The organism is Streptomyces sp. NPDC057623 (assembly GCF_042800355.1).
In the GTDB taxonomy this organism is placed as follows: Bacteria; Actinomycetota; Actinomycetes; order Streptomycetales; family Streptomycetaceae; genus Streptomyces.
The window spans coordinates 38190-58000 of sequence record NZ_JBHVGZ010000054.1 but is presented as its reverse complement, the minus strand read 5'-3'; the positions used below and the strand labels follow the sequence as shown (position 1 = coordinate 58000).

The following is a 19811-nucleotide window of genomic DNA, read 5'->3' as shown; positions in this document are numbered from 1 at the left end:
CGCGATGGACACCAACCAACGCAACTACGGGCTGTACGCCGTCGCGGTGGCCATCTCCGTGGTCGGTGCTCTGGCCTTGGGCATGCCGGTGGCCACGCTCTTCTTCATGGCCATCGCGCTGGCCTGCCCGCTGATGATGATCTTCATGATGCGCGGCATGCACCGTGGCGATGGCATGCATGGCGGCCAGGACAGCTCCCACGAGTCCCGACGCGAGGACGATCCGCCGGCCAAGCACGACTGGCCGCAGCCACGGAGTTGACCGACCGGTCCGGCAGGCTGCCATGCCCGCGGGCGGTGATCGCCGTACTGCTCAGGGGGCATCCTGGCCGGGAGAACTGGCTGAGCATGATCCCCGCCTGGACCATGGTGGTCGTCTCCCGGTAGACGGTGTGGTCCTCGGTGAAGTCCGGGTACGGGAGTTCCGGCGGCATGGATGTGCCAGACGAGCACGGCGGTCACGCCGATGGCCTGGATGCCGCTGCGCCGAGCGGCGAAGAACTTGGTGCCGGCGTGCTTGTCACGGACCGGGAGCCGAGGCCGATATCGCCACCCCCGATGCCCTCCCGTCTCAACCGCCTCGCTGACGGCGGGCCGCGTCTCTGCCTACGACCAGCCGCCCGAGTCGGACGAGTTACGCCGGGCCGAGACGGTGACGCTTTCGGGGTGCTTGCCGTTCCGGTTCCCGGAGCTCATGAAGGCGCCACCGTGGTCGGCCGTACGTTTCTGCGCTGCTGGCGGTCAGCGCTATGGGGCGCTGCCCATCTCTGCAGCGAAGGCCACAGGGTCGCTGTCGAACCCTCGGAGCATCTCGTGAAACTCCCACGCTCCGGAGGTATCCCGGGCGAACTCGGCGACGGTCGCGGCGGTGGATCCCGCGACCTGCGCGAACTCGTCCTTCAGCAGCTCCTTGTACTCCTCGACCACCAGCACACCGACATTCGATATGTCACCGAAGGTCTTGGGGCCGCTGTTCTGGTGGATGGCCACGCCCACAACCACCCGTGCGAAGGAGGAGGCGAGGCGATCAAGCTCCAGCGTCATCACTTCGACATAGCCGAAGCCCTGACCGGTCTGGCTGTGCCGGCTCATGTTGATGGTGCCGTCTGGTGAGCGGCTGTCGAAGTGGACGACGTACACCGGCCGCTCGTAGGCAGCGTCCGCCGAGTAAGTTGCGGCGATGATGTCGAGATGATGAGGGGGCTGCTCCCAGGGGCTCGGGTCCCACTTGAGCCGCACCTCGGCCTTCCTCACTTCCCGGCTGTCGCTGCTCACCGGATTACCGCCTCTTCCGTATCGAAAGCCATCAGGGAATGGATGGTCCCCGCATAGTCAAGTATGGTTCTCGGTCACCCTGTTGAAGCCTTGTGCGGCTGGGCCCCTGCGGCGGGCCGGTGCGTTGCCTCGGGGGGCACTGAAGTACTGGCCTTCCGGTGTCCCGTGCACGAAAAGATCGGACCGCCCGGGTGATGGCGTGCAGGCCGGGGGACAGACACTCCGTCGAACGGCCTCGTCGGCGACGCAGTCGGAGGCCAGAGTAGCCGCCAAGGGGCCCGGCCAAGGCGGCTCCCGCGAAAGGAGCTTGCGGCGACCGTCAAACTAGGGAGTCACCCCGCCGCCGTCGGTATGGACGCCGAACGCGGCCCAGGCCAGGGGCTCGAACGCGGCAGCCTGCACGTCGTCCTACACCGCTCGTCATCACGAGGGAGCGGTGCCGTATTGCGCCTCAACCTCGCCTCCGCCGACGCAGCGACCGAAGGATCTTCGGCATGGCACCGCCGATGACGAGGGCCGCAAGAGGCAGGACCACATCGGACCACGGGTCACGGATGGGCTTGTACGTGGCGGTGCCGTCGGGGATTTCGATGTAACCCAGGGGCTTGGCCCCGGCCCCTCCGCCCTCTCCTTCGCCGGTTTTCGTGGCGCCGACTTCGCGTCCGGCGCCGCCACCGAATCCGAAGCCGACCTCGGCGACCGGGATGACAGTGACACCGTCGGCAGTGATGGGCTCACCGTAGACGGCGGTTACCGAGGCGCGGCCGCCGAGCTTGTCGGCGAGGCGTTCCAAAAGAGTGACGGAGGCGTGGGCGGCCGTCATGTCGGCCAGTGCCGCGCGTTCTTGGTCCCCCGTTGGCACCGGCTCGCTCTCGTTCTCGGGGGCGGTCATGGTGTGCCGCCCGGGTGAGGACGCTCAGCGGTGCCGAGAATGTGAGTGGCTGCCGGGGAGGGCAGGCGCGTCTCGGGGAAGGCGAACTTCTCCACCGAGGTGAGGGTGAACCCGGCGGTGGTGATGGCCGATTGGGTGTCGCGGCCGGTGTGGCAGCCCCCCATCAGTAGGGGCCAGAGGGTGGCGTCCAACGCGCGCTGCGCGCGGCGCATGCTGGTTGAGTCGGCGCGTACGTGCTCGAAGAAGCGGAGCTGTCCGCCGGGCCGCAGGACGCGGTGGAGTTCGGCGAGCGCGGCGTGCGGGTCGGCAACCGAGCACAGGGTCAGGCAGACGACGGCCGCGTCGAACGAGGCGTCCGGGAAGGGCAGTTGCTCGGCGATCCCGCCGGTCACCTCCACCTGCACCGGGGCGGTACGGGCGGCCTGCTCGGCCAGCGCGCGCAGGCGCGGTTCTGGCTCGACGGCCAGCACGCGCTTCACCTCTGGCGGGTAGTGCGGGAAGTTCAGTCCGTTGCCCGCGCCGATCTCGATGACCTCGCCGGCCAGACCGGACAGCAGGCGTGTGCGGTGCTCGGTGATGCCGGCCTTGTCCAGGGCGGGCCCGGCGATCCGTGCGTAGAACCGGGCGAAGAGCGGATGGGGCCGGAGGGTCCGTGAGGTCATGGCTGGTCACCGTCCTCCTCGACAGCGTTGCCTTGAGGGCTACCATGTTTTGCGGAGGTACTACATAGTGAAGTCACTTCACGATATGCGCGAGGGGACCGCTTCCGCCAGTGTCTCGCTGGACCGGCTCCTCGAGCTGGCCGAGGTGCTCGGCGCGATGATGGAGCGCGGGGTTACCAAGCACGGGCTGACCCGCGCGCGGGCTGGGCTGCTGTGGGCGCTGTTCCATGACGGGGCGATGACCCAGCGGGCTCTTGCCGCACGGCTCCAGGTCACCCCGCGCAATGTCACGGGCCTGCTGGACGCCCTGGAGGCCGACGGCCTGGTTGCCCGCGCGGCCCATCCGACCGACCGGCGGGCCACGCTGGTGTCCCTCACCGAGTCTGGCCGCACCCTGACCGTTGGGTTGCGCGTGGGGCGTGACACGCTGGCCCGTGAGCTCTTCGGGGACATGCCTGCCGCCCAGCTGGCCGCGATCCAGGACGGCCTGGAGACGGTGATCGCACGGTTGTGCGCCATCGGCCGGGCCAGCGGCTAGCCGCCTGCGGCAGAGACGCATGCTTTGACATTGGAAGGTTCGTGCGGCATCAGCCGCTTCGCGCAGGTCGTCGGCAACTCCCCGTCGCAGCCCCTCTAGGTCTAAGGGGGGCCGCCACTCGGCCCGGGGCCTGCCCTCGGCCGGCGATTCCCGAGAATCCGTTTGGCGTGGGTGTCGTATCCGCCCGCCCGCCGATCGTCTTCTTGGTAGCAGGGTCGGCCGGCGCTGCGTAAGAGCCTGAGAAGGAGACGTTCCCATGTCGTCGTCAGCTACCCCGAAGCCGATTCCCGATGCTTACCGCCGGGTCACCCCGTGCCTGGTCGTCCAGGGCGCCGCCAAGGCGCTCGAGTTCTACGGCGAGGTGTTCGCAGCCACCGAGCGGATGAGGTTCCCGGGGCCGGGCGGGACCGCCGCGCACGCCGAGATCGAGATCGGGGACTCGGTCGTCATCGTCGAGGACCCCTCGCCGTACACGGGGACCGAGGCCCCGCCCGCCGGCGGCCTGCCCGGCAGCCCGGCCTGCCTATTCGTCTACGTTGAGGACGTGGACGCCGTCGTCGCCCGCGCCGTCGAGCCGCACATCGAGGTGATCCGGAGCAGACGGTCGTCGATCGGATCGGGCGCTGGGGCGACCAGGACGTCCCACGACTTCAGGACGTCCGGCAGGCGGTTGACGTCGATGGAGTCGGGATTGACCAGGCCTTGTCGGGCGGGAGCGGGACGAACGTGGTGTCGATGGTGCATGGGTGTACGGCAGCGGCTCTCGATCTCGTGGATGCGATAGCCGGGTCCGAGATGGCGGCGCAGCCACTCGATGCCCGTGCGGTTGATGACATTGCTCCGCGTGACGAACAGGTCACGGCCCTGTACTCCCGAAGCTGCCAAGAAGCGGTTGTGAAGGGTTCGGACCGCCAGGGGCCTTGGCAGCGCAAGGACTACCTAGCCCTTGGATCCAGCCCTTCTGGCCGCTCTGTGCCTCCCAGTCCCTCGGAGCGGTGAATCATGGACCGCTTGGTTCCGCCTGGCCCGCGGCTATGGCTCTTTTGAACGGGGCTGGGTCTTGGGGATCCGTGAGGTGAAGAACAGCGCGAGGAGAGCGGTGAAGGCGAGGATGGCGAGTGCGGCGCGCAGACCGTCGATCCTGGCGTCGGCGTTCGCGTCGAGTGCCGCTTGAGTGACCTCGGTGCTGGTGCCCACTTCGTCGAGGGCGGACTTGAGCTGGGCGTCCGACAAGAACGGTACGCCGCTTTGGAGTTCGACCGTTGCCTGGCTCTTGACCTCGGCCGGGACCGCCGGATTCTGCTCCACGTTGGTGAGGAACGAGGCCGTCAGCGCGGCGATCATGATCGACCCGGCGAGGGCAGTACCGATCGAGGCACCGAGGTTGGTGACGGCGTTCTGGACGCCGCCGACTTCTGCGCTCCGTGCTTCAGGCACTGCGGACACGGTGACCGACCCTAGCTGGGAGGCCAGCGCGCCCATGCCGAGCCCGATCAACAGGAGGGGGATGGTGACGATTTCCCCGCCAGCGTCCAAGTCGAGCGCGGCCATCAAAACCACCGCACCCGCGAGCAACGCGAGGATCCCGAGCCGCACCACCCGCCGCGGCGAGACGTCCGGGAAGTAGCGAGGGATCAGGATGGCGGCCGCCAGCAGGGTCACGGAGAGCGGCAGGATGCGGACACCGGTCGTCAGCGCGGACAGGCCCAGGGCGACCGACAGATAGAGCGGTACGACGAAGAACACGCCCATCTGAACGAGGTACTGAAAGAAGAACATCGTCAGTCCACCGGTGAGTTGCTTGTTGTGCAGCATGCCCGGGTCGATGAGAGGCTCCCTGCGCCGCTCCACCATGCGGGCCTCCCACCGGAGGAAAAGCCAGATCAGCAGCAGACCAGCCAGCATCAGCCACACAACCAGCGAGACCCCGAGCCACGAGGGCGCGTCGGGCTTCGGCTGGAACCAGCCCCATTCGTCCGAGCGGAGTACGCCGTAGACGAAGACCCCGAGCCCGAGCGCGGACAGCACGGCGCCGATGAGGTCGATGCGAGAGCGTTCACCGACCGGCGCGTCAGCAACGCGGCCGGCGAGCACCAGGATGCCGAGCACCATCACGACCTCACCGACGAAGACCCATCGCCAGGAGAAGTACGTCGTCGCGACACCCCCGATGATCGGCCCGACCGCGATCGCCACGGCCCCTGCGGCCGCGACGAGACCGTAGGCGGCGGGACGGCGTTCGGTGGCGAAGTTGCTCGCCACGAGCGCCACGATCGCGGGCAGGATAAGTGCTGCCCCAACCCCTTCGAGGAACGACCAGCCGACCAGCAGCACGGCCAGGTTCGGTGCGAGCGCCGTGGTCAGGGAGCCGCAGCCGTAGATGACACAGCCGATCATGAACGCCGGTTTGCGGCCGATCAGCGCCCCTACCTTGCCGCCAGGGATCATGAACATCGCCATCACGAGGGTGTAGGCGGTGATGGCGCCTTGGATACCCGTCACCGTCGTGCCCACGTCTTCGGCCACCGTCGCGATCGAGACGTTCATGACCGAGCTGTCGAGAGCCATCAGGAACTGACCGGCCGCAAGTGTCAGCAGGACCATTCGCGCCGTTGCCGACCTCTCAGCAGTGCCGGTCCTGGGTGCCATGCGCGCATCGTCCCAGCCGCCCGGGGGAGCCATCCGCGACCCGCCACGGAGGTCAACCGGTCGGCGGAGTCGCTGGTTCACAAGGAGGCGGGGGCGAGCCGAACGGTCCGGGGGTGCAGGCGGATCCGCACCGCCGGGGCCGGCGTGGTCGACGGGCCGTTCGTGGAGGGCAAGGAAGTCGTCAGCGGGTACGCCGAGATCGAGGTCGCCGACCTCGATGAGGCGCTGCGTATGGTGCGCACCTGGCCGGGCTGTCCGGTGGTCGAGATCCGTCCCGTAGAGACCAGCCCGCTGGGGTGAGCGCAACGTGACGGCACCGTCGCACGGAGCGGCCGAGTCCCATGACCGGCTGGCCGCTTCGCTGATCCAGGTGACCGGCGACTTCTCCGCTGCGGAGGACCTGGTGCAGGACGCCGTGCTGGTGGCGCTGAAGCACTGGCCGGTGGACGGGATCCCGGAGCGGCCCGACGCCTGGCTGTTCACGGTGGCCCGGCGGCGCGGGCTGGACCTGCTGCGGCGCCAGGAGAACTACCACCGCAAGCTGGCGCAGTTGCAGTGGCCGCCGGAGGAGGGCGAGGCGGGGATCCCGTACCGCGTTCCCGACGACGAGGAGTTGGGCGATCGGCTCTCGCAGGTCCTCGCGGTGATCTACCTGCTGTTCAACGAGGGCTACCTCTCCACCACCGGGCAGGCACAGTCGCACGACCTGGCCGACGACGCCGAGTGGCTGGCCGCCCTGCTGCACCGGCTGATGCCGACCGAGCCCGAGGCGGCCGGGCTGCTGGCGCTGATCCGCCTGCACCGCGCCCGCACGGCCGCCCGCTTCACCTCCGAAGGCGCGCTGGTGCGGCTGCAGGACCAAGACCGCTCGCTGTGGGATCAGGAAGCGATCGAGGCGGCCACAGCCCTGCTGACTTTGGCCATCAAACGGCAACGCCCAGGCCCGTACCAGCTCCAGGCCGCCATTGTGGCCTGCCATGCGGAGGCCGCGCGCTGGGAGGACACCGACTGGGAGCAGATCGTGCTGCTGTACGACATGCTGCTGCACCTCGCCCCGTCCCCGGTCACCCGACTGCACGGGGCTGTCGCCCTCCGACGCACCGAGGGGCCGCAGGCCGCACTGGCACAGGTCGACGGCCTCGCCGGAGAGCTCGACCACTACCACCTGTTCCACGCCGTCCGCGCCGGCCTGCTGCGTGACCTGCACCGCCTCGACGAGGCCCGCACCGCGGACCGGTTCGCGCTCGAACTGACCGCCAACCCCGCCCAGCGCGCCGTAGGTTCGGTCAGTGCGCGGCAGCCGCCGTGGTGAGTGCGTCTGCCGCCGTCTCGATGTCGCCGGTTGTGGTCCAGCGGCCCAGCGACAGCCGCAGCGCCCCGAGTGCGCGGGCCGGATCGAGGCCCATGGCGGTCAGGACCGGGGAGGGGGGTGTGGGTGCCGCTGTGGCAGGCCGACCCGGTGGAGGCCGCGATCTGGTGGGCTGCTGCGAGGATTTCGTGGCCGAGGGTGCCGTCGATACTGACGTTCAGCGTGTTCGGGAGGCGAGCTTTCTCGGGGCCGTTGAGGTGGACCCGGCCCGGCAGGGCCGCCGCCAGCCGCTGATGGAGGCCGTCGCGCAGGGCCGCGATCCGGTCCTGGGCGCCGTCGGCGAGGTCGGCGGCCGCGATCCGGGCGGTGGTGCCGAGGGCGACGGCCAGGGCGACGTTCTCCGTCCCGGCCCGCAGGCTGTGCTCCTGCCCGCCGCCGTAGACGACCGGCTCCAGCCGCACGCCGTCGCGTACGTACAGCGCGGCCGAGCCCTTCGTGGCATACATCTTGTGCCCTACGACGGTGAGCAGGTCCACGCCCAGGGCGCGGACGTCGAGGGGGATCTTCCCTACCGCCTGGGCGGCGTCGCAGTGGAACAGCGCCCCACGCTCGTGGGCGAGGGCGGCGAGTTCGTTGATCGGTTGGAGGGCGCCGGTCTCGTTGTTGGCGGCCATCACCGACACCAGCACGGTCTCCTCATCCAGCGCGGCGGACAGCGCGGCCGGATCGACCAGCCCTTCGCCGTCGACAGGCAGCACGCTGACGCGCGCTCCATGCAAGTGTTCCAGCGCGTGGCAGGTCTCCAGGATGGCAGGGTGCTCGGTGACCTGCGTGATCACGTGGGGACGCGTACGGCCGGAGGCGAGGACCACGCCGCGCAGCGCCAGCAGGTCGGCCTCGGAGCCGGAGGCGGTGAACACGATCTCCTCGGCACGGGCACTGATCAGGGCAGCGACCTGTGCGCGGGCCTCGGCCAGCGCCCGCCGGGGCTCGGCGCTGTAGGGGTGGCTGCTGGAGGGGTTGCCGAAGAAGTCCGTCAGGTGGGGCAGCATCGCCTCGGCCACCCGCGGATCCACCGGGGTGGTGGCGTTGTAGTCCAGGTAGACCGGCCCGCCGACAAGCCCCGGATGTACCGGCACGCGGCTGCCGGTCATGCCAGGTCCCCGGCGTCGACGGGCAGGTCGGCCAGTCGCCACTCCAGCATCCCGTCGTTCAGGCGGATCGCCCGGCGGCCTCGGTCGGTCAGCAGCCGCACCGCGTCGTAGGCAAGCACGCAGTACTCGCCACGGCAGTACACGACGATCTCCGTCTCCTCGGGCAACTCGTCGATCCGGTCGGCCAGTTCCTCGACCGGGATCGACACCGCACCCGGGATGTGCCCGGCCCGGTACTCCTCCACCGGCCGCACGTCCAGCACCACCACGGCCCCGGCCGCCACGCGGGCGCGCAACTCCTCGTGGGTGACCTCCGCCGTATCGTCCTCACCGAGGTAGGCGTCCCGCGCCGCGGGTACGGCCGCCTGGTGGGCCTCGGCGACCTTGCGCAGCAGCGCGAACAGCTGAGCCACGTCGTCCCCGGCGAGCCGGTAGTGGATGCGCGCGCCCTCACGGCGGGTGGCGACGAACCCGGCCTGCTTGAGCGTCTGCAGATGCGCCGAGGCCGTCGTCAGGTTCAGCCCCGCCGCCTTGGCCAGCGCGTCCACCGTGCGCTCGCCCTGGGCTAGCAGGTCGAGCAGTTCAAGGCGCTTTCCGCTGGCCAGCGCCTTGCCGCTGGCCGCGAACGCCTCGTACAGCTGCGCCTTCGTACCGGCCTTGGAGTTTCCCGTCATGACATCCTCCATGAATCCATGGAATATTGTAAGTGACGGTGAGGGTCGTGACCAAACACCCTCGCGCAGCCGAACCCTGGAGGAACCGATGGGCTTCGCCGACGACCACCTGATACCGCTGGTCGACGCCGGGCTGGGCAACAGCGCCTACCTCGTCGACCTCGGCGACGGCCGCGCCCTGACCGTGGACGCCAGCCGGGACCTGCGCGTTTTGCGGGAGGCTGCTAAGCGGCGCGGGCTGACCGTCGCCTTCGCCGCCGACACTCACCTGCACGCCGACTTCCTCACCGGCGCCCTCCAGCTCGCCGCCGACGACGGTGCCACCGTCCTGGCCTCCGCCGCCGGGCATCGCGCCTTCCCGCACACCGCGCTCGCCGACGGCGACGAGACCGACCTGGGCGGGCTGACCGTGCGCGCGCTGGCCACCCCCGGCCACACCGACGAACACCTCTCCTTCCTCCTCCTGGACGGCACGCGGAAGCTGGGAGTCTTCACTGGTGGGTCGCTGATCGTCGGTTCGGCCGCCCGCACCGACCTGCTCGGCGCCGACCGTGCGGAGGAGCTGGCCCGTGCCCAGTACCGCTCACTGCGGCGGCTGGCCGAACTCCCGGATACGACCGCGGTGTGGCCCACCCACGGCGCCGGATCCTTCTGCTCCGCCCCGCCCGGCGCCGAACGCACCACGACCATCGGCGCCCAGAAACGGGCCAACGGCCTGCTCGCCGCGCCGGACGAGAACACCTTCGTCCGCGAACTGCTGCGCAGCCTCGGCTCCTACCCCGCCTACTTCGACCGCCTGGCCGAGACCAACCGGCGCGGCCCCGCAGTACTCACCGCCGCGCCTTCGATTTCCGCGCTGTCCGGAGCCGCCGTACGCAGCCTGCTCGGCCAGGATGCGCAGATCGTCGACGTGCGACCGGTGCCGGACTTCGCCGCCGGGCACATCCCCGGCGCCGTCTCGATCCCTCTGCGCGACCAGTTCGCCACCTGGCTCGGCTGGCTGCTGCCCGACGACACCCCCCTCGTCTTCGTCACCGCATCCGGCCAGGACCTAGCTGAACTCACTTGGCAGGCCCTGAAGATCGGATACGAGCGGCTGGCCGGCCACCTGACCATGGACGCCTGGACGAGCGACGGCGGAGAGCAGGAGACCGTCGAACTGCTCACCGCCGACCACATCGGCGACCGCCCCGTCCTCGACGTCCGCCAGCAGTCCGAGCGCGACGCCGGGCACATCCCCGACGCGGTCGGAATCGAACTCGGCGAACTGGCCGCCCACGCCGACGATGCCCCTTCGGGCGCTGTGGTGCACTGCGGGCACGGTGAGCGCGCGATGACCGCCGCGAGCCTTCTGCAACGCGCAGGCCACCACGGCCTCGCCGTCCTCACCGGCGGACCGGACGACTGGGCCAAGGCCACCGGCCACGCGCTGAAGGAGGGCGCGTGACGACCACGACTGCCGCCGGCGGCGTACGGCTCGGACTGCGTGCCAACCTGGCCCAGTTCAGCCTGCTCGTCCTCGTCAATGCCCTGGTCGGTGGCATGCTCGGTCAGGAACGCACCGTCCTGCCCCTGCTCGCCGACGACGTCTTCCACCTCGCCGCCTACACCGCCGCCCTCACCTACATCCTGGCCTTCGGTGCCACCAAGGCCATCACCAACTTCTTCGCCGGCACTTGGTCCGACCGCTACGGCCGCAAGCCCGTGCTCGTCGCCGGCTGGCTGATCGCCATCCCGATACCCGCGATGCTCGCCTGGGGCCCGACCTGGGGCTGGATCATCGCCGCGAACGTCCTGCTCGGCATCAACCAGGGCCTGACCTGGTCCACCACCGTCATCATGAAGATCGACCTGGTCGGCCCGGAACGCCGCGGCCTGGCCATGGGCTTCAACGAGGCCGCCGGGTATGTCGCGGTGGCCGCCACCGCCATGGCCACCGGCGCCATCGCCGAACACGCCGGACTGCGCCCCGAGCCTTTCCTCCTCGGCGCCGCCTACCTCGTCCTGGCCCTGGGCCTGTCCACCCTCGCCGTCCGCGAGACCCGCGACCACGCCCGAGCCGAGGCCGCGCTCCACCCCGTACAGACAGCCACGGAGGTGACCACGGCCCAGATCGCCCGCCGAACCAGCTTCACCGACAAGGCCCTGTCCGCCGCCAGCCAGGCCGGCATGGTCAACAACCTCAACGACGCTCTTGCCTGGGGCATCTTCCCTCTGCTCTTCGCCGCCCACGGCCTCTCCATCGCCCAGATCGGAGTCCTCGCCGCCCTCTACCCCGCCGTGTGGGGCGCGAGCCAGATGCTCACCGGCTGGTGGTCCGACCACATCGGCCGCAAACACCTCATCACCGCGGGCATGGTGCTCCAGGCGTCAGCCATCGCCCTCGTCGCCGCCGGAACCACGTTCGCCGTCTGGGCCATCGCCCAGGTCCTGCTCGGCGTCGGAACCGCGCTGGTCTACCCGACCCTGCTCGCCGTCATCGGCGATGTCGCCCACCCCGCCTGGCGCGCCCGCGCCGTCGGCGTCTACCGCCTGTGGCGCGACGGCGGCTTCGCCGTCGGCGCCCTCCTCGCCGGAATCCTCGCCGACGCCTACGGCCTCACCACCGCCATCTGGGCCGTCGCCGCCCTCACCGCGACCTCCGGGCTGATCGTCGCCGTCCGCATGTACGAAACCCACCCGCGACCCGCTCCGGCGGGCAACTGAGAGCAAAACTGAGACCACGCACGTCGAAGGGCCCCACCGCGAACGGTGGGGCCCTTCGACATCGTGCCCCGTTAGGCACTGGCGGAGGATACGAGATTCGAACTCGTGAGGGGTTGCCCCAACACGCTTTCCAAATGTTCGTCTGGGGGTTCGGGGATGCTCGGGGGCGTCCTGACCTGCGGTGGAACCGGCGGCGGTGGAGGGTTCGGATGGTGCTGAACGGAGGCGAATGCAACCAGAACTGCAACCAGAGGAAGCCGCATTGTCCCTGGTCAGTGATGGCGCCAAGGTCCTGTCAGGACCGCATGGGCAATGAGCTCTCGCTCCGGGGTCAGCTGGCGTTCTCCTCACCGTTCAGGTGCCGCATCGCAAGGGGGAGCTCGTCCGGGTGCCGTGCCAGCCTGCCATGACCCAGGCGGTGCGGGCATCCATGCCCGGCCCGAACTCGGCTGCCAGGCGGAGGGCCTGCCACGTCGTTCGAGGCGCGAGCACCCAGCGCCAGAACTGGAGCTGTATGTGGCCGGTGCGGTCGGCCGCCCTTCCTTCTGGGCTGGTGGCATTCTGCGGAGGAGGGCCGGTTTCACCCGGTGAGTTCGTTTTGTCGGCCACCCTGCGAGTGTTGCCGCGTATTCCGTGTCGGCGGAGTCGATCAGTCCGGTGGCCACCGGAAAGTGCTGCCGAGACGGCCGGCGTTGACGTCCGAGGTGGTTGGGCTACGCACGGTCGCCAGGCCCAAGTTGTCCCTCCTGGCCAGCTGAGCCGGCCATGGCCGACTCGCGCCCTTCTCGTGCTGCCTCGGGCGGCTCACACTGCGGTACACGGACCTGTGGGGGAGGCCTTCGACCGTGGCGAGGCGTGGACGGGGTGCGGCTGCTCGCAGGCGGCGAGCGGCGCGGATGAAGTCGGTGGCGGTCGGCGGTGGCTTGGTGCTGGTCCTGCTCGTCGTCTTCTGGTCGGTCGTGTGGCCGTACGTCACGGGGGTTGCGCTTCTCGGCGGCGTCGCGGCGGCGGGATGGTGGCTGTGGCGTACTGACCGGCTAGTGCGCGGGCGGGACCGCCTCTGGCGGCAAGAAGAGGCAGTGAAGGTTGGTCACCGGACACTTGCCGAGGTCGACGCGATGACCGGTACCGAGTTCGAGGATCTAGTCGCAAGCCTGTGCCGACGGGACGGGTACACCGACGTCCGGAGGGTGGGCGGTGCGAACGACAATGGCGCCGATGTCGTCGGCCGTCTCCCTGACGGCCGGACCCTGGTGATCCAGTGCAAGCGCTACGCGCCGAGCAGCACGATCGCGAGCCGGGAGCTACGCGACCTGCTGGGCGCCAAAGTGCACTTCGAGGCGGACCTGGCCGTGTTCGTCACGACCACGCGGTTCAGCCGCCCCTCCGAGAAGTTTGCGATGCAGCACGGAATCCTCGCCGTGCATCGGGATCTTCTCGGGCTGTGGAACAACGGGGCCTCGTTGCTGTCCCTGGGCGAGGTGAACGGCCAAGGGCAGGGTGACTCCCGTCACCAAGCGCGCTGGAAGCAGGCGTACGGGAAGTGATCCGGCCTCGTAAGAAGCCGCCTGATCACACGGTCGATCCCGCATCTTGGTTCAGGTGAGAGGCCGCCGGGTTCGTGGCGGGGTTCGTCAGGGCATCGAGCTGGGCAGCGAGGTCGGGGTGGTCGGGGGTGAGGTGGGGGCGGGTGGCGTTGAGGGGGTGGATGAGGTCGGCGGGGTCGTCGTGGGCGAGGGCCGCGTGGAGCTGACTGAGTGGGTTGCGGGCGGCGGTGGGCAGGTCGGTGAGGGCGGTGATCTGGCCGGCGATGCGGCGTAGGTCGGCTGCGTTGTGGCGGGCCCAGGCGGCGGTGGTGCGTTCGGCGGCGCGGCGTTCGCGGGTGGCCTGGACGCGTTGTTCGCCGGTGGTTCCTGCGGGTCCGGGGCGGCCGCGCAGGTAGCGGCGCTCGGCGGCCTGGCGGCTGGCGACGCCGAGGGGGTGGGCGAGGTCGGCCCAGCTGGCACCCGCGTCGCGGGCGGTTTCGATCAGGCCGGTCTCCCATCCGTCGAGCCGCTCGCGGACCTGCCGCAGCAGCAGCAGCGAGGCCAGGGCCTGCTCGGGGCCGACGCCGTGGGCCTCGGCAGTCCCTGGGACCTCATGCCGGGCAGCATGCAGGGCGTCGTCTATGGCGTGCAGGGCGGCCGCGGCGGCGAGGAACGACGCCGGGCTGTGTGGTTGGGCGCCGAACGATGACGGCTGGTCGGCCGGGGTCATGGGCGCCTCCCTCAACTGGTCATCGTTTGGATGACACCGTGCTTGTCATCCATTGGATGACATGTTACAACGGTTTCAGTGAAGCGCATTGGCAGCAACTGCCGAACCTTCCTGGAGGTGTTTCACCATGTTGATGCGCACCGACCCCTTCCGTGAGCTGGACCGGCTCGCCCAGCAGCTGATGGGCCCGGGCACCTGGTCCAGGCCGTCCCCGATGCCGATGGACGCCTACCGCGAGGACGACCAGTACGTGGTGGCCTTCGACATCCCCGGCGTCAGCGCGGACGCGATCGACATCGACGTCGAACGCAACATGCTGACCGTCAAGGCCGAGCGCCGGCCCGCGACGAAGGCCGACGACGTGCAGATGGAACTGTCGGAGCGGCCGCTGGGCGCCTTCTCCCGCCAGATCGTGCTCGCCGACACGCTGGACACCGAGCACATCCAGGCCGACTACGACGCGGGCGTGCTCACCCTGCGTATCCCGATCGCCGAGCGCGCCAAGCCCCGCAAGATCGCCATCGGCGTCGGATCGGGGCGCAAGGAGATTTCCGGCTGAGCCGGACGGACGAGGGCTGAACAGCGGCGGAGGACGGGTATCTGATCTCCCCCCGGGCCTGTCCTCCGCGCCCCCGTGGACCGAGGAAGGGATGACGGCCGACGTGACTGTGCGACGGGATGCGTTCCTCGACCATGTGAAGGAACGCGGCGAGTACGAAACCCTGCAGGAAGCCGACCGTGCGGCCCGCGTGGTGCTCGCCCTGCTGGGCGCACACCTGGTCGGCGAGGTACGCGCCCAGCTGGCGGCGCGTCTGCCGGAGGACTTCGCCCTCATTCTGCTCAACCCGCTGCAGAGCGCCGAGCCGCTGCCCCCGGAGCGGTTCGTGCGCGCGACCGCGGCCTGGATCGAGGGTGCGACCGAACAGACCGCGGCCTGGGATGTCAGCGCCGTCCTGTCCACGGTCGCCGACGTCACCGGCGACGACGTCCTCAACCAGATCCTGCTCCAGCTCCCCGCGGGCTACGACCTCCTCTTCGGCCGCCCCCAGCCCACCTGACCATCCACCCCCGGTGACCCGGTGACCACACACCGGCCACCACGACCTGGTGACAGAAAGGCAACCACCGCAATGATGTCCGACCACGGTGCACCGCTCCAGTCCTACGGGAGGGCGTATGAGCAGATGCTGGAAAAGGTCCGCTACGACGGCGCTTACCCAACCCGGGAGAAGGCAGAGGAAGCCGTCCGCCTAGTCCTCGCCGGACTGGGACGCCAGCTGACCGGCGATGAACGCGTCGAACTGGCGGCCTGCCTGCCCGTTGAGGCCGCGCGCATCCTCACCGCCCAGATCCCCGACACCCAGCCGCTGGGTGGCTGGGCCTTCGTCAAGGACCTCGCCGCCCGCACCGGCGTCTCCCTGGCCACCACCCGCTGGGATACCGGATCCGTCTTCTCCGCCGTCGCGGCCTATGCCGGACCCGACCTCATCACCCGCATCCTGCGTCAGCTCCCCTCCGGCTACGCGCTGCTGTTCGGTCGCGCCGAACTCACCCAAGCCGCATAGACGGGCCGCACTTCCGGCACCGCAACACACCGACGACCATGACGCATGCACGGCTGCAAAGACAGCGACGCGTCGTGAGGGCTTGAGTGATCTGCCAGAGCTGGCCACCCCGTGTGCTCACAGCTCGGCAGCCTCGAACACTCACGGTGCCCCCTGCCAAGTGTCGCCGCCCTCGGCCTGTCCGCCTGGTGGATCCGCCACCCGCTCATAAGCAACCCCCCGTACGGCCATGAATGGCCGTACGGGGGGCGCTTTGTATTTCTGGCACCAGTTAGCGGGAGGCGCCTTCCGGCCACAGCACCCTGACGGGCACGCCGGTCCGCTCGGCGTAAGCCACGACGTCCGCCGTGCCGCCGTACCCCCATGCCGGTTTTCCGTCCCATACGGCGAACAGCTCGTCGGCAAGCCCTACGAGGATTTCAGAGCCTGTCATGTGCGCCTGGGGATCGGACGCGGTCATGCCGGTCTCGTGAACGTCGCTTGCGCGGGACATCAGCGCGTCGTACGTGGAGTGGTGCCACTCCGGCAAGCTGTCGCGGTACTCGGTGGCCGGGATGACGACCTCAAGGCGTCCGCCGACGGACAGTACGGCCTCGGCGAACAATGTATCGGGGCCGTCGGCGATGCATGAGACTGCAACCAACTCCGCCACGTCGTACCCGCTCACCGCATCGGCCAAGAGCGCCCGCACGCGCTCTTCAACCTCTGTGTTCAGGCCCCGGTGACCGGTGATCCCCACCCGCATGTCTGTCCTCCTACAGATAGACGCCGTGCAACCGGTCGTCGAACTCGCGCACCACCCTTGGCGGTGAGCTGGTGGTCAGCGTCCTGCGCACGGCACGCGCTCGTTCCACGATCCGGCCGGAACGGTAGCGGAGTCCGATTTCGACTGCGCGGGAAGCAAGGGCGAGCGCCGCGTCAACACGCCCGGTGGCTAGGTGTCCGGCCGCGATGTCGAGCACCAGGAGCGCGCGTTGTTTGTCGTGGCCAGTCGCGAGTGCCTCAGTGTCCTCAGACAGAACCCACTCCGCAAGGCCGAGTCGGGCCCCACAGGCCACCCTCGCAGCGGCGACCTTGGCCGGGGTGAAGGTGAATACCCACGGCCACGGAGGAGCCTCCTCGGGCAGGTTCTCGGCACCGGTGCGAGCTGTTGCAAGCGCTGTGTCGGCGGAGCGCCGGTCACCGGCCACCGCGTGCGCGAGAGCTTCGACGGACGACAGCCACGCATCCGCCACTGCGGGACAGAAGGACCCGAGTACACGCCGAGCCCGACGGGTGAGGTTCAGGGCCTCCACCCCATTCCCGACGTGCGCCTCGAACTGGGCAAGGCTCCCGGTCTGGTAGGCGGTCAGCAAGGGGTCACCGGCTGACCGCGCCGCCTTGACCGCCGCTCCGTACCAGGAGCGGGCGGATCCGTTGTCGCCCGTGTCCCAGGCAAGCCATCCCGCGAAGCTCGCGGCCTCGCTGCCCACGGCAGCCAAGCGGCCCCGGTCCGTGTCGCCGGTTGCGGTTTGCGTGATGGTCTGGATCAGGCGCATGTGCCCGCGCACGGCCTCCGACAAGTCCCGGCTGGGCGTAGTGCCGTCGAGTCTGCGATACGCCGTGGTAGACAGCCGGAGGGCTGCAGCCTGCCCTCCGGTCGCGTCTGTTGAATCAGGAAGAACGGCCAGGGCGGGGGTCGCGGCTGTGGCCACCGCTCCGCCGATGAATCGTCGTCGGTTCACGTCGTCACCGTCGTTCTGTGGCCCTGACGGTCGACTGCCGGCTAGTCCCACCAGTGCCGGCGGGATCTCCAGGTGCGCCGCTGCCGCCGCCAGGGTGTCCGTGCTGTACGCGCTCGTGCCCTTCTTCTCCAGACGGGACACAGCGGACTGGCTCATGCCGAGGGCTTGGCCCAAGGCTGTTTGCGTCATCCGCCGTTCGACGCGGACGAGTTCGATCACTCGCCCGTAGTCCCCGGCCCTGGATGCTTCCCGGACCGGCCCCGTCTGGAAATCCACGGCGCACCCCCCACGCTAAGAGTCCCTGCGGCATCGGGCTCCTACCCGTACCCGCTCAGCGCATATCTGCATGCGGGTGCCGCATGAGTGATGGTCGCATGACTGTTGGTGATCGTTGACTGTCTATCAGTGCAACGCCCGCCCCCACACAGGGAGTTTGGGCGCGTGTGCGATGGCGGGCCCCCTCGTCCTCCGTAGGCAGCGGCCCTCTCCCCCCCCGCCCCCTGACCAAGGCGTGACGATGACGGCATCAGCTAAGGATCAGCCTCGCACCCACCGTATGACGCTGGGCGTGTACCGCCTCCACTCGGACGGCACCCAAACGACGATCCGCCGTGCGGCGCCGGTTAGACCGGTAGCGAAGATCCCCAAGTCCCACAGGTGGCCGCCGTGCGGATGTCCCGACCATCGGGGAGAGGCCGCCCGATGAACACCCGTACCGCTGTGCTTTACGTGTGCGTCGATCGGGCACGACCGGCCTCGAAGCTGCCCGAAGAGCGGGCGATCGAGGAAGGGCTCGCGTTCGCGGACGGGCGCGGTCTGCGCCTGGTGGAGACGATCACCGACCCGTACGGGGAGCCGGACCCCCGTAACCGTGAGGGCTGGCAACGCGTGTGCCAGATGGCCGCGCAGCGCGAGATCACCGACGTCATCACCCGCTGGCCCGCCGCGCTCGCCCCGGAGTCCCACCATGAGTTGAGGTTCCGCGAGGCGGAGGCCCTCGCCGAGTACGGCGTCACCGTCCAGTACACGTGGGAACCCCTGGCCGCGTTGGGTGCGGCACAGTGATTCCTGCCCTCTTACGCGCGCCGCTGCTCCATGTGCTCGGTCGGGCAGATGAGGTGTGGTACTGGCTGTACCAAGATCTTCTCTGCCGCCTCGACCAGGACCCGCAGGCCGCCGACGCGATGTACGGACCGCGCCCCGACACGCACCACGCCACGTGCGGCACCGCCGCCTTCCCTCGCTCACCCAGAGCAAGGAGAGCCAGGTGAACCGCCGTACGCACCGCGCCGGCGCCGCTCGCCACTGCACAGGCTCGTTGCTACGCCTCGGCGTTTATGCCGCTGTCGGGTTCCTGCTCGCCCTGCCGTTCACGGCGCGCATGTCCCCCTAGCCCCCGCTCCCTGCTCCGGTCGAGGCGTGGCGCGGCATTCCTCCACGCAGCCACGACTCCTGGCAGGGGGCGGGGCTCCACCGATCCCAACCATCTCGCAGCGAACAGGAATTGCTATGCCAGCAACGATTCTGACGACGACCCGCATCATCACAGGGGACTGCATACGCATCGACGATGTGATCAGCGTGGGCGGTATCCCGCACGCTGTCGCCGACATGCGCGATGTCAGCCCGCACTGCAAGCGGCTCCAGTTCCAGGACGGCAACGTCTACTTCCTGCCGCGCTCCACGGCGATCGAGGTCACACGCGTTGCCATGCCCCGGCGCATTGCCATGCCGATACGACGGACGGTCACCACGCCCCGCATCGCCCATGCAGCTCAAGACAGCCGGACGCCGCTCGACGCTGCCGGAGCTATCCGCGCCAACGCCGACTGAAGGATGCCCTATGCCCGCCGCATCCCGTGCGCCACCCCACGACCGCGCACAAAGAAGCCCCGGCAGCCGTTGGCCCGGCCGCCGAGGCAGTACGTCACCGGCACCAAACCCAAGGGACCTGATAACGCATGCGCGACCTTATCGCTTGCCTGTACGCGGCGTTAAGCCTCCGCCCCCGCCGCCCCGTACGCACGATCCGCACCGCCCGCACCCTCTGCCGGCACGCCCGGAGCTGGTTCTGCTCGCCCCCGCTGCCGCCCGCTCGTCACGTGATTCCGCCCGCGCCCGCCTACGCGCGCCGGGCACGGCCGCGCCCAGGCGGCGGTCTGCCCCACCCCGCCGAGCAGCCCGGACGCCCACGGCACGCCCGCCAGCGGCTCATCCGCCCCTACTACGCGGCCCACGAGCAGGGCCTCGCAACCGCGCGGCGACGGCTCCAGCGCGAACGACGCACCAACGCAGTGCTCACTGTCGGAGTCCCGGCGTGATCTCCGGCGGCCGGGCGCCGTGCAGGAAGGCCGCGCCCGGCCGCCGGTCACCACTCCGTCCCGCCCCGTGGCCCACTCCCATGCCC

At 69.7% G+C, this 19811-nt stretch carries 23 protein-coding genes and 3 pseudogenes; 16 read left to right on the top strand and 10 right to left on the bottom strand.

Features of this window, described 5'->3' with window-relative positions:
* Positions 1-4 precede the first annotated feature (4 nt).
* Both ACFU95_RS37115 and ACFU95_RS37110 read left to right on the top strand, forming a co-directional pair.
* Positions 5-262, top strand: coding sequence for a hypothetical protein (locus ACFU95_RS37115; protein WP_383837520.1), 258 nt, complete (start codon positions 5-7; stop codon positions 260-262).
* On the top strand, positions 259-387 hold the full coding sequence (locus ACFU95_RS37110) for a hypothetical protein (protein WP_383837517.1): 129 nt from the start codon (positions 259-261) through the stop codon (positions 385-387). The genes ACFU95_RS37115 and ACFU95_RS37110 overlap by 4 nt, the downstream gene beginning before the upstream one ends.
* A 360-nt stretch (positions 388-747) precedes the next feature.
* Here ACFU95_RS37110 and ACFU95_RS37105 read toward each other — a convergent pair whose 3' ends face one another.
* From ACFU95_RS37105 to ACFU95_RS37095, 3 genes are all read right to left on the bottom strand, one after another.
* Entirely contained in the window at positions 748-1275 is a 528-nt protein-coding gene (locus ACFU95_RS37105) for a TerD family protein (protein WP_383837514.1), read from the bottom strand.
* Between the two features lie 451 nt (positions 1276-1726).
* A complete protein-coding gene (locus ACFU95_RS37100; protein WP_383837511.1) occupies positions 1727-2167 on the bottom strand; it encodes a spore germination protein GerW family protein in 441 nt (146 codons plus the stop codon).
* Positions 2164-2829 (bottom strand): class I SAM-dependent methyltransferase, encoded by a 666-nt coding sequence (locus tag ACFU95_RS37095; RefSeq protein WP_383837508.1) that lies wholly within the window; start codon positions 2827-2829, stop codon positions 2164-2166. The genes ACFU95_RS37100 and ACFU95_RS37095 overlap by 4 nt, the downstream gene beginning before the upstream one ends.
* Before the next feature lie 85 nt (positions 2830-2914).
* On the opposite strand from ACFU95_RS37095, the gene ACFU95_RS37090 reads away from it, so the two are divergent.
* Both ACFU95_RS37090 and ACFU95_RS37085 read left to right on the top strand, forming a co-directional pair.
* The gene (locus ACFU95_RS37090) at positions 2915-3367 is read left to right on the top strand and encodes a MarR family winged helix-turn-helix transcriptional regulator (protein WP_383837505.1); all 453 of its coding nucleotides are present in this window, start codon (positions 2915-2917) and stop codon (positions 3365-3367) included.
* 256 nt (positions 3368-3623) lie between these two features.
* Positions 3624-3911: pseudogene (locus ACFU95_RS37085) on the top strand (VOC family protein); the annotation flags it as partial.
* A gap of 29 nt (positions 3912-3940) precedes the next feature.
* On the opposite strand, the pseudogene ACFU95_RS37080 reads toward ACFU95_RS37085, so the two are convergent.
* Positions 3941-4231: pseudogene (locus ACFU95_RS37080) on the bottom strand (amidinotransferase); the annotation flags it as partial.
* 168 nt (positions 4232-4399) lie between these two features.
* Positions 4400-6016, bottom strand: a complete 1617-nt coding sequence (locus ACFU95_RS37075; RefSeq protein ID WP_383837502.1) for an MFS transporter — start codon at positions 6014-6016, stop codon at positions 4400-4402.
* Positions 6017-6160: 144 nt separating this feature from the next.
* Here ACFU95_RS37075 and ACFU95_RS37070 point away from each other — a divergent pair, with 144 nt between their 5' ends.
* Complete coding sequence (locus ACFU95_RS37070) at positions 6161-6316, top strand: YciI family protein (protein WP_383837499.1); 156 nt, start codon at positions 6161-6163, stop codon at positions 6314-6316.
* Positions 6317-6323: 7 nt separating this feature from the next.
* Positions 6324-7328 (top strand): RNA polymerase sigma factor, encoded by a 1005-nt coding sequence (locus ACFU95_RS37065; protein WP_383837496.1) that lies wholly within the window; start codon positions 6324-6326, stop codon positions 7326-7328.
* Between the two features lie 188 nt (positions 7329-7516).
* Here ACFU95_RS37065 and ACFU95_RS37060 read toward each other — a convergent pair.
* Both ACFU95_RS37060 and ACFU95_RS37055 read right to left on the bottom strand, forming a co-directional pair.
* Positions 7517-8377, bottom strand: a pseudogene (locus ACFU95_RS37060) (cysteine desulfurase family protein); the annotation flags it as partial.
* A gap of 98 nt (positions 8378-8475) precedes the next feature.
* Complete coding sequence (locus ACFU95_RS37055) at positions 8476-9153, bottom strand: ArsR/SmtB family transcription factor (RefSeq protein ID WP_383837493.1); 678 nt, start codon at positions 9151-9153, stop codon at positions 8476-8478.
* An 88-nt stretch (positions 9154-9241) separates the two neighbouring features.
* Between ACFU95_RS37055 and ACFU95_RS37050 the strand changes: the two genes are divergently transcribed.
* From ACFU95_RS37050 to ACFU95_RS37040, 3 genes are all read left to right on the top strand, one after another.
* The gene (locus tag ACFU95_RS37050; protein WP_383837490.1) at positions 9242-10600 is read left to right on the top strand and encodes a rhodanese-like domain-containing protein; all 1359 of its coding nucleotides are present in this window, start codon (positions 9242-9244) and stop codon (positions 10598-10600) included.
* Positions 10597-11859, top strand: coding sequence for an MFS transporter (locus ACFU95_RS37045; protein ID WP_383837487.1), 1263 nt, complete (start codon positions 10597-10599; stop codon positions 11857-11859). The genes ACFU95_RS37050 and ACFU95_RS37045 overlap by 4 nt, the downstream gene beginning before the upstream one ends.
* A gap of 896 nt (positions 11860-12755) precedes the next feature.
* Entirely contained in the window at positions 12756-13406 is a 651-nt protein-coding gene (locus ACFU95_RS37040) for a restriction endonuclease (protein WP_383837484.1), read from the top strand.
* Positions 13407-13431: 25 nt separating this feature from the next.
* Here the strand turns inward: ACFU95_RS37040 and ACFU95_RS37035 are convergent, their stop codons facing one another.
* Complete coding sequence (locus tag ACFU95_RS37035) at positions 13432-14115, bottom strand: type III effector protein (RefSeq protein WP_383837481.1); 684 nt, start codon at positions 14113-14115, stop codon at positions 13432-13434.
* Between the two features lie 127 nt (positions 14116-14242).
* Here ACFU95_RS37035 and ACFU95_RS37030 point away from each other — a divergent pair, with 127 nt between their 5' ends.
* From ACFU95_RS37030 to ACFU95_RS37020, 3 genes are all read left to right on the top strand, one after another.
* Positions 14243-14674, top strand: a complete 432-nt coding sequence (locus tag ACFU95_RS37030) for an Hsp20/alpha crystallin family protein (protein WP_383837478.1) — start codon at positions 14243-14245, stop codon at positions 14672-14674.
* 103 nt (positions 14675-14777) lie between these two features.
* Positions 14778-15173, top strand: a complete 396-nt coding sequence (locus ACFU95_RS37025; protein ID WP_383837475.1) for a DUF2267 domain-containing protein — start codon at positions 14778-14780, stop codon at positions 15171-15173.
* Positions 15174-15245: 72 nt separating this feature from the next.
* Positions 15246-15680 (top strand): DUF2267 domain-containing protein, encoded by a 435-nt coding sequence (locus ACFU95_RS37020; protein WP_383837472.1) that lies wholly within the window; start codon positions 15246-15248, stop codon positions 15678-15680.
* Between the two features lie 271 nt (positions 15681-15951).
* Here the strand turns inward: ACFU95_RS37020 and ACFU95_RS37015 are convergent, their stop codons facing one another.
* Together ACFU95_RS37015 and ACFU95_RS37010 are read right to left on the bottom strand one after the other, a co-directional pair.
* The gene (locus ACFU95_RS37015) at positions 15952-16425 is read right to left on the bottom strand and encodes a hypothetical protein (RefSeq protein WP_383837469.1); all 474 of its coding nucleotides are present in this window, start codon (positions 16423-16425) and stop codon (positions 15952-15954) included.
* A 10-nt stretch (positions 16426-16435) separates the two neighbouring features.
* A complete protein-coding gene (locus tag ACFU95_RS37010) occupies positions 16436-17623 on the bottom strand; it encodes a helix-turn-helix domain-containing protein (RefSeq protein ID WP_383837466.1) in 1188 nt (395 codons plus the stop codon).
* 483 nt (positions 17624-18106) lie between these two features.
* On the opposite strand from ACFU95_RS37010, the gene ACFU95_RS37005 reads away from it, so the two are divergent.
* From ACFU95_RS37005 to ACFU95_RS36990, 4 genes are all read left to right on the top strand, one after another.
* Positions 18107-18469, top strand: coding sequence for a hypothetical protein (locus tag ACFU95_RS37005; protein WP_383837463.1), 363 nt, complete (start codon positions 18107-18109; stop codon positions 18467-18469).
* Between the two features lie 202 nt (positions 18470-18671).
* Complete coding sequence (locus ACFU95_RS37000; RefSeq protein ID WP_383837460.1) at positions 18672-18797, top strand: hypothetical protein; 126 nt, start codon at positions 18672-18674, stop codon at positions 18795-18797.
* Between the two features lie 116 nt (positions 18798-18913).
* Positions 18914-19237 (top strand): hypothetical protein, encoded by a 324-nt coding sequence (locus ACFU95_RS36995; protein WP_383837457.1) that lies wholly within the window; start codon positions 18914-18916, stop codon positions 19235-19237.
* 128 nt (positions 19238-19365) lie between these two features.
* On the top strand, positions 19366-19725 hold the full coding sequence (locus ACFU95_RS36990) for a hypothetical protein (protein ID WP_383837454.1): 360 nt from the start codon (positions 19366-19368) through the stop codon (positions 19723-19725).
* Positions 19726-19811 lie beyond the last annotated feature (86 nt).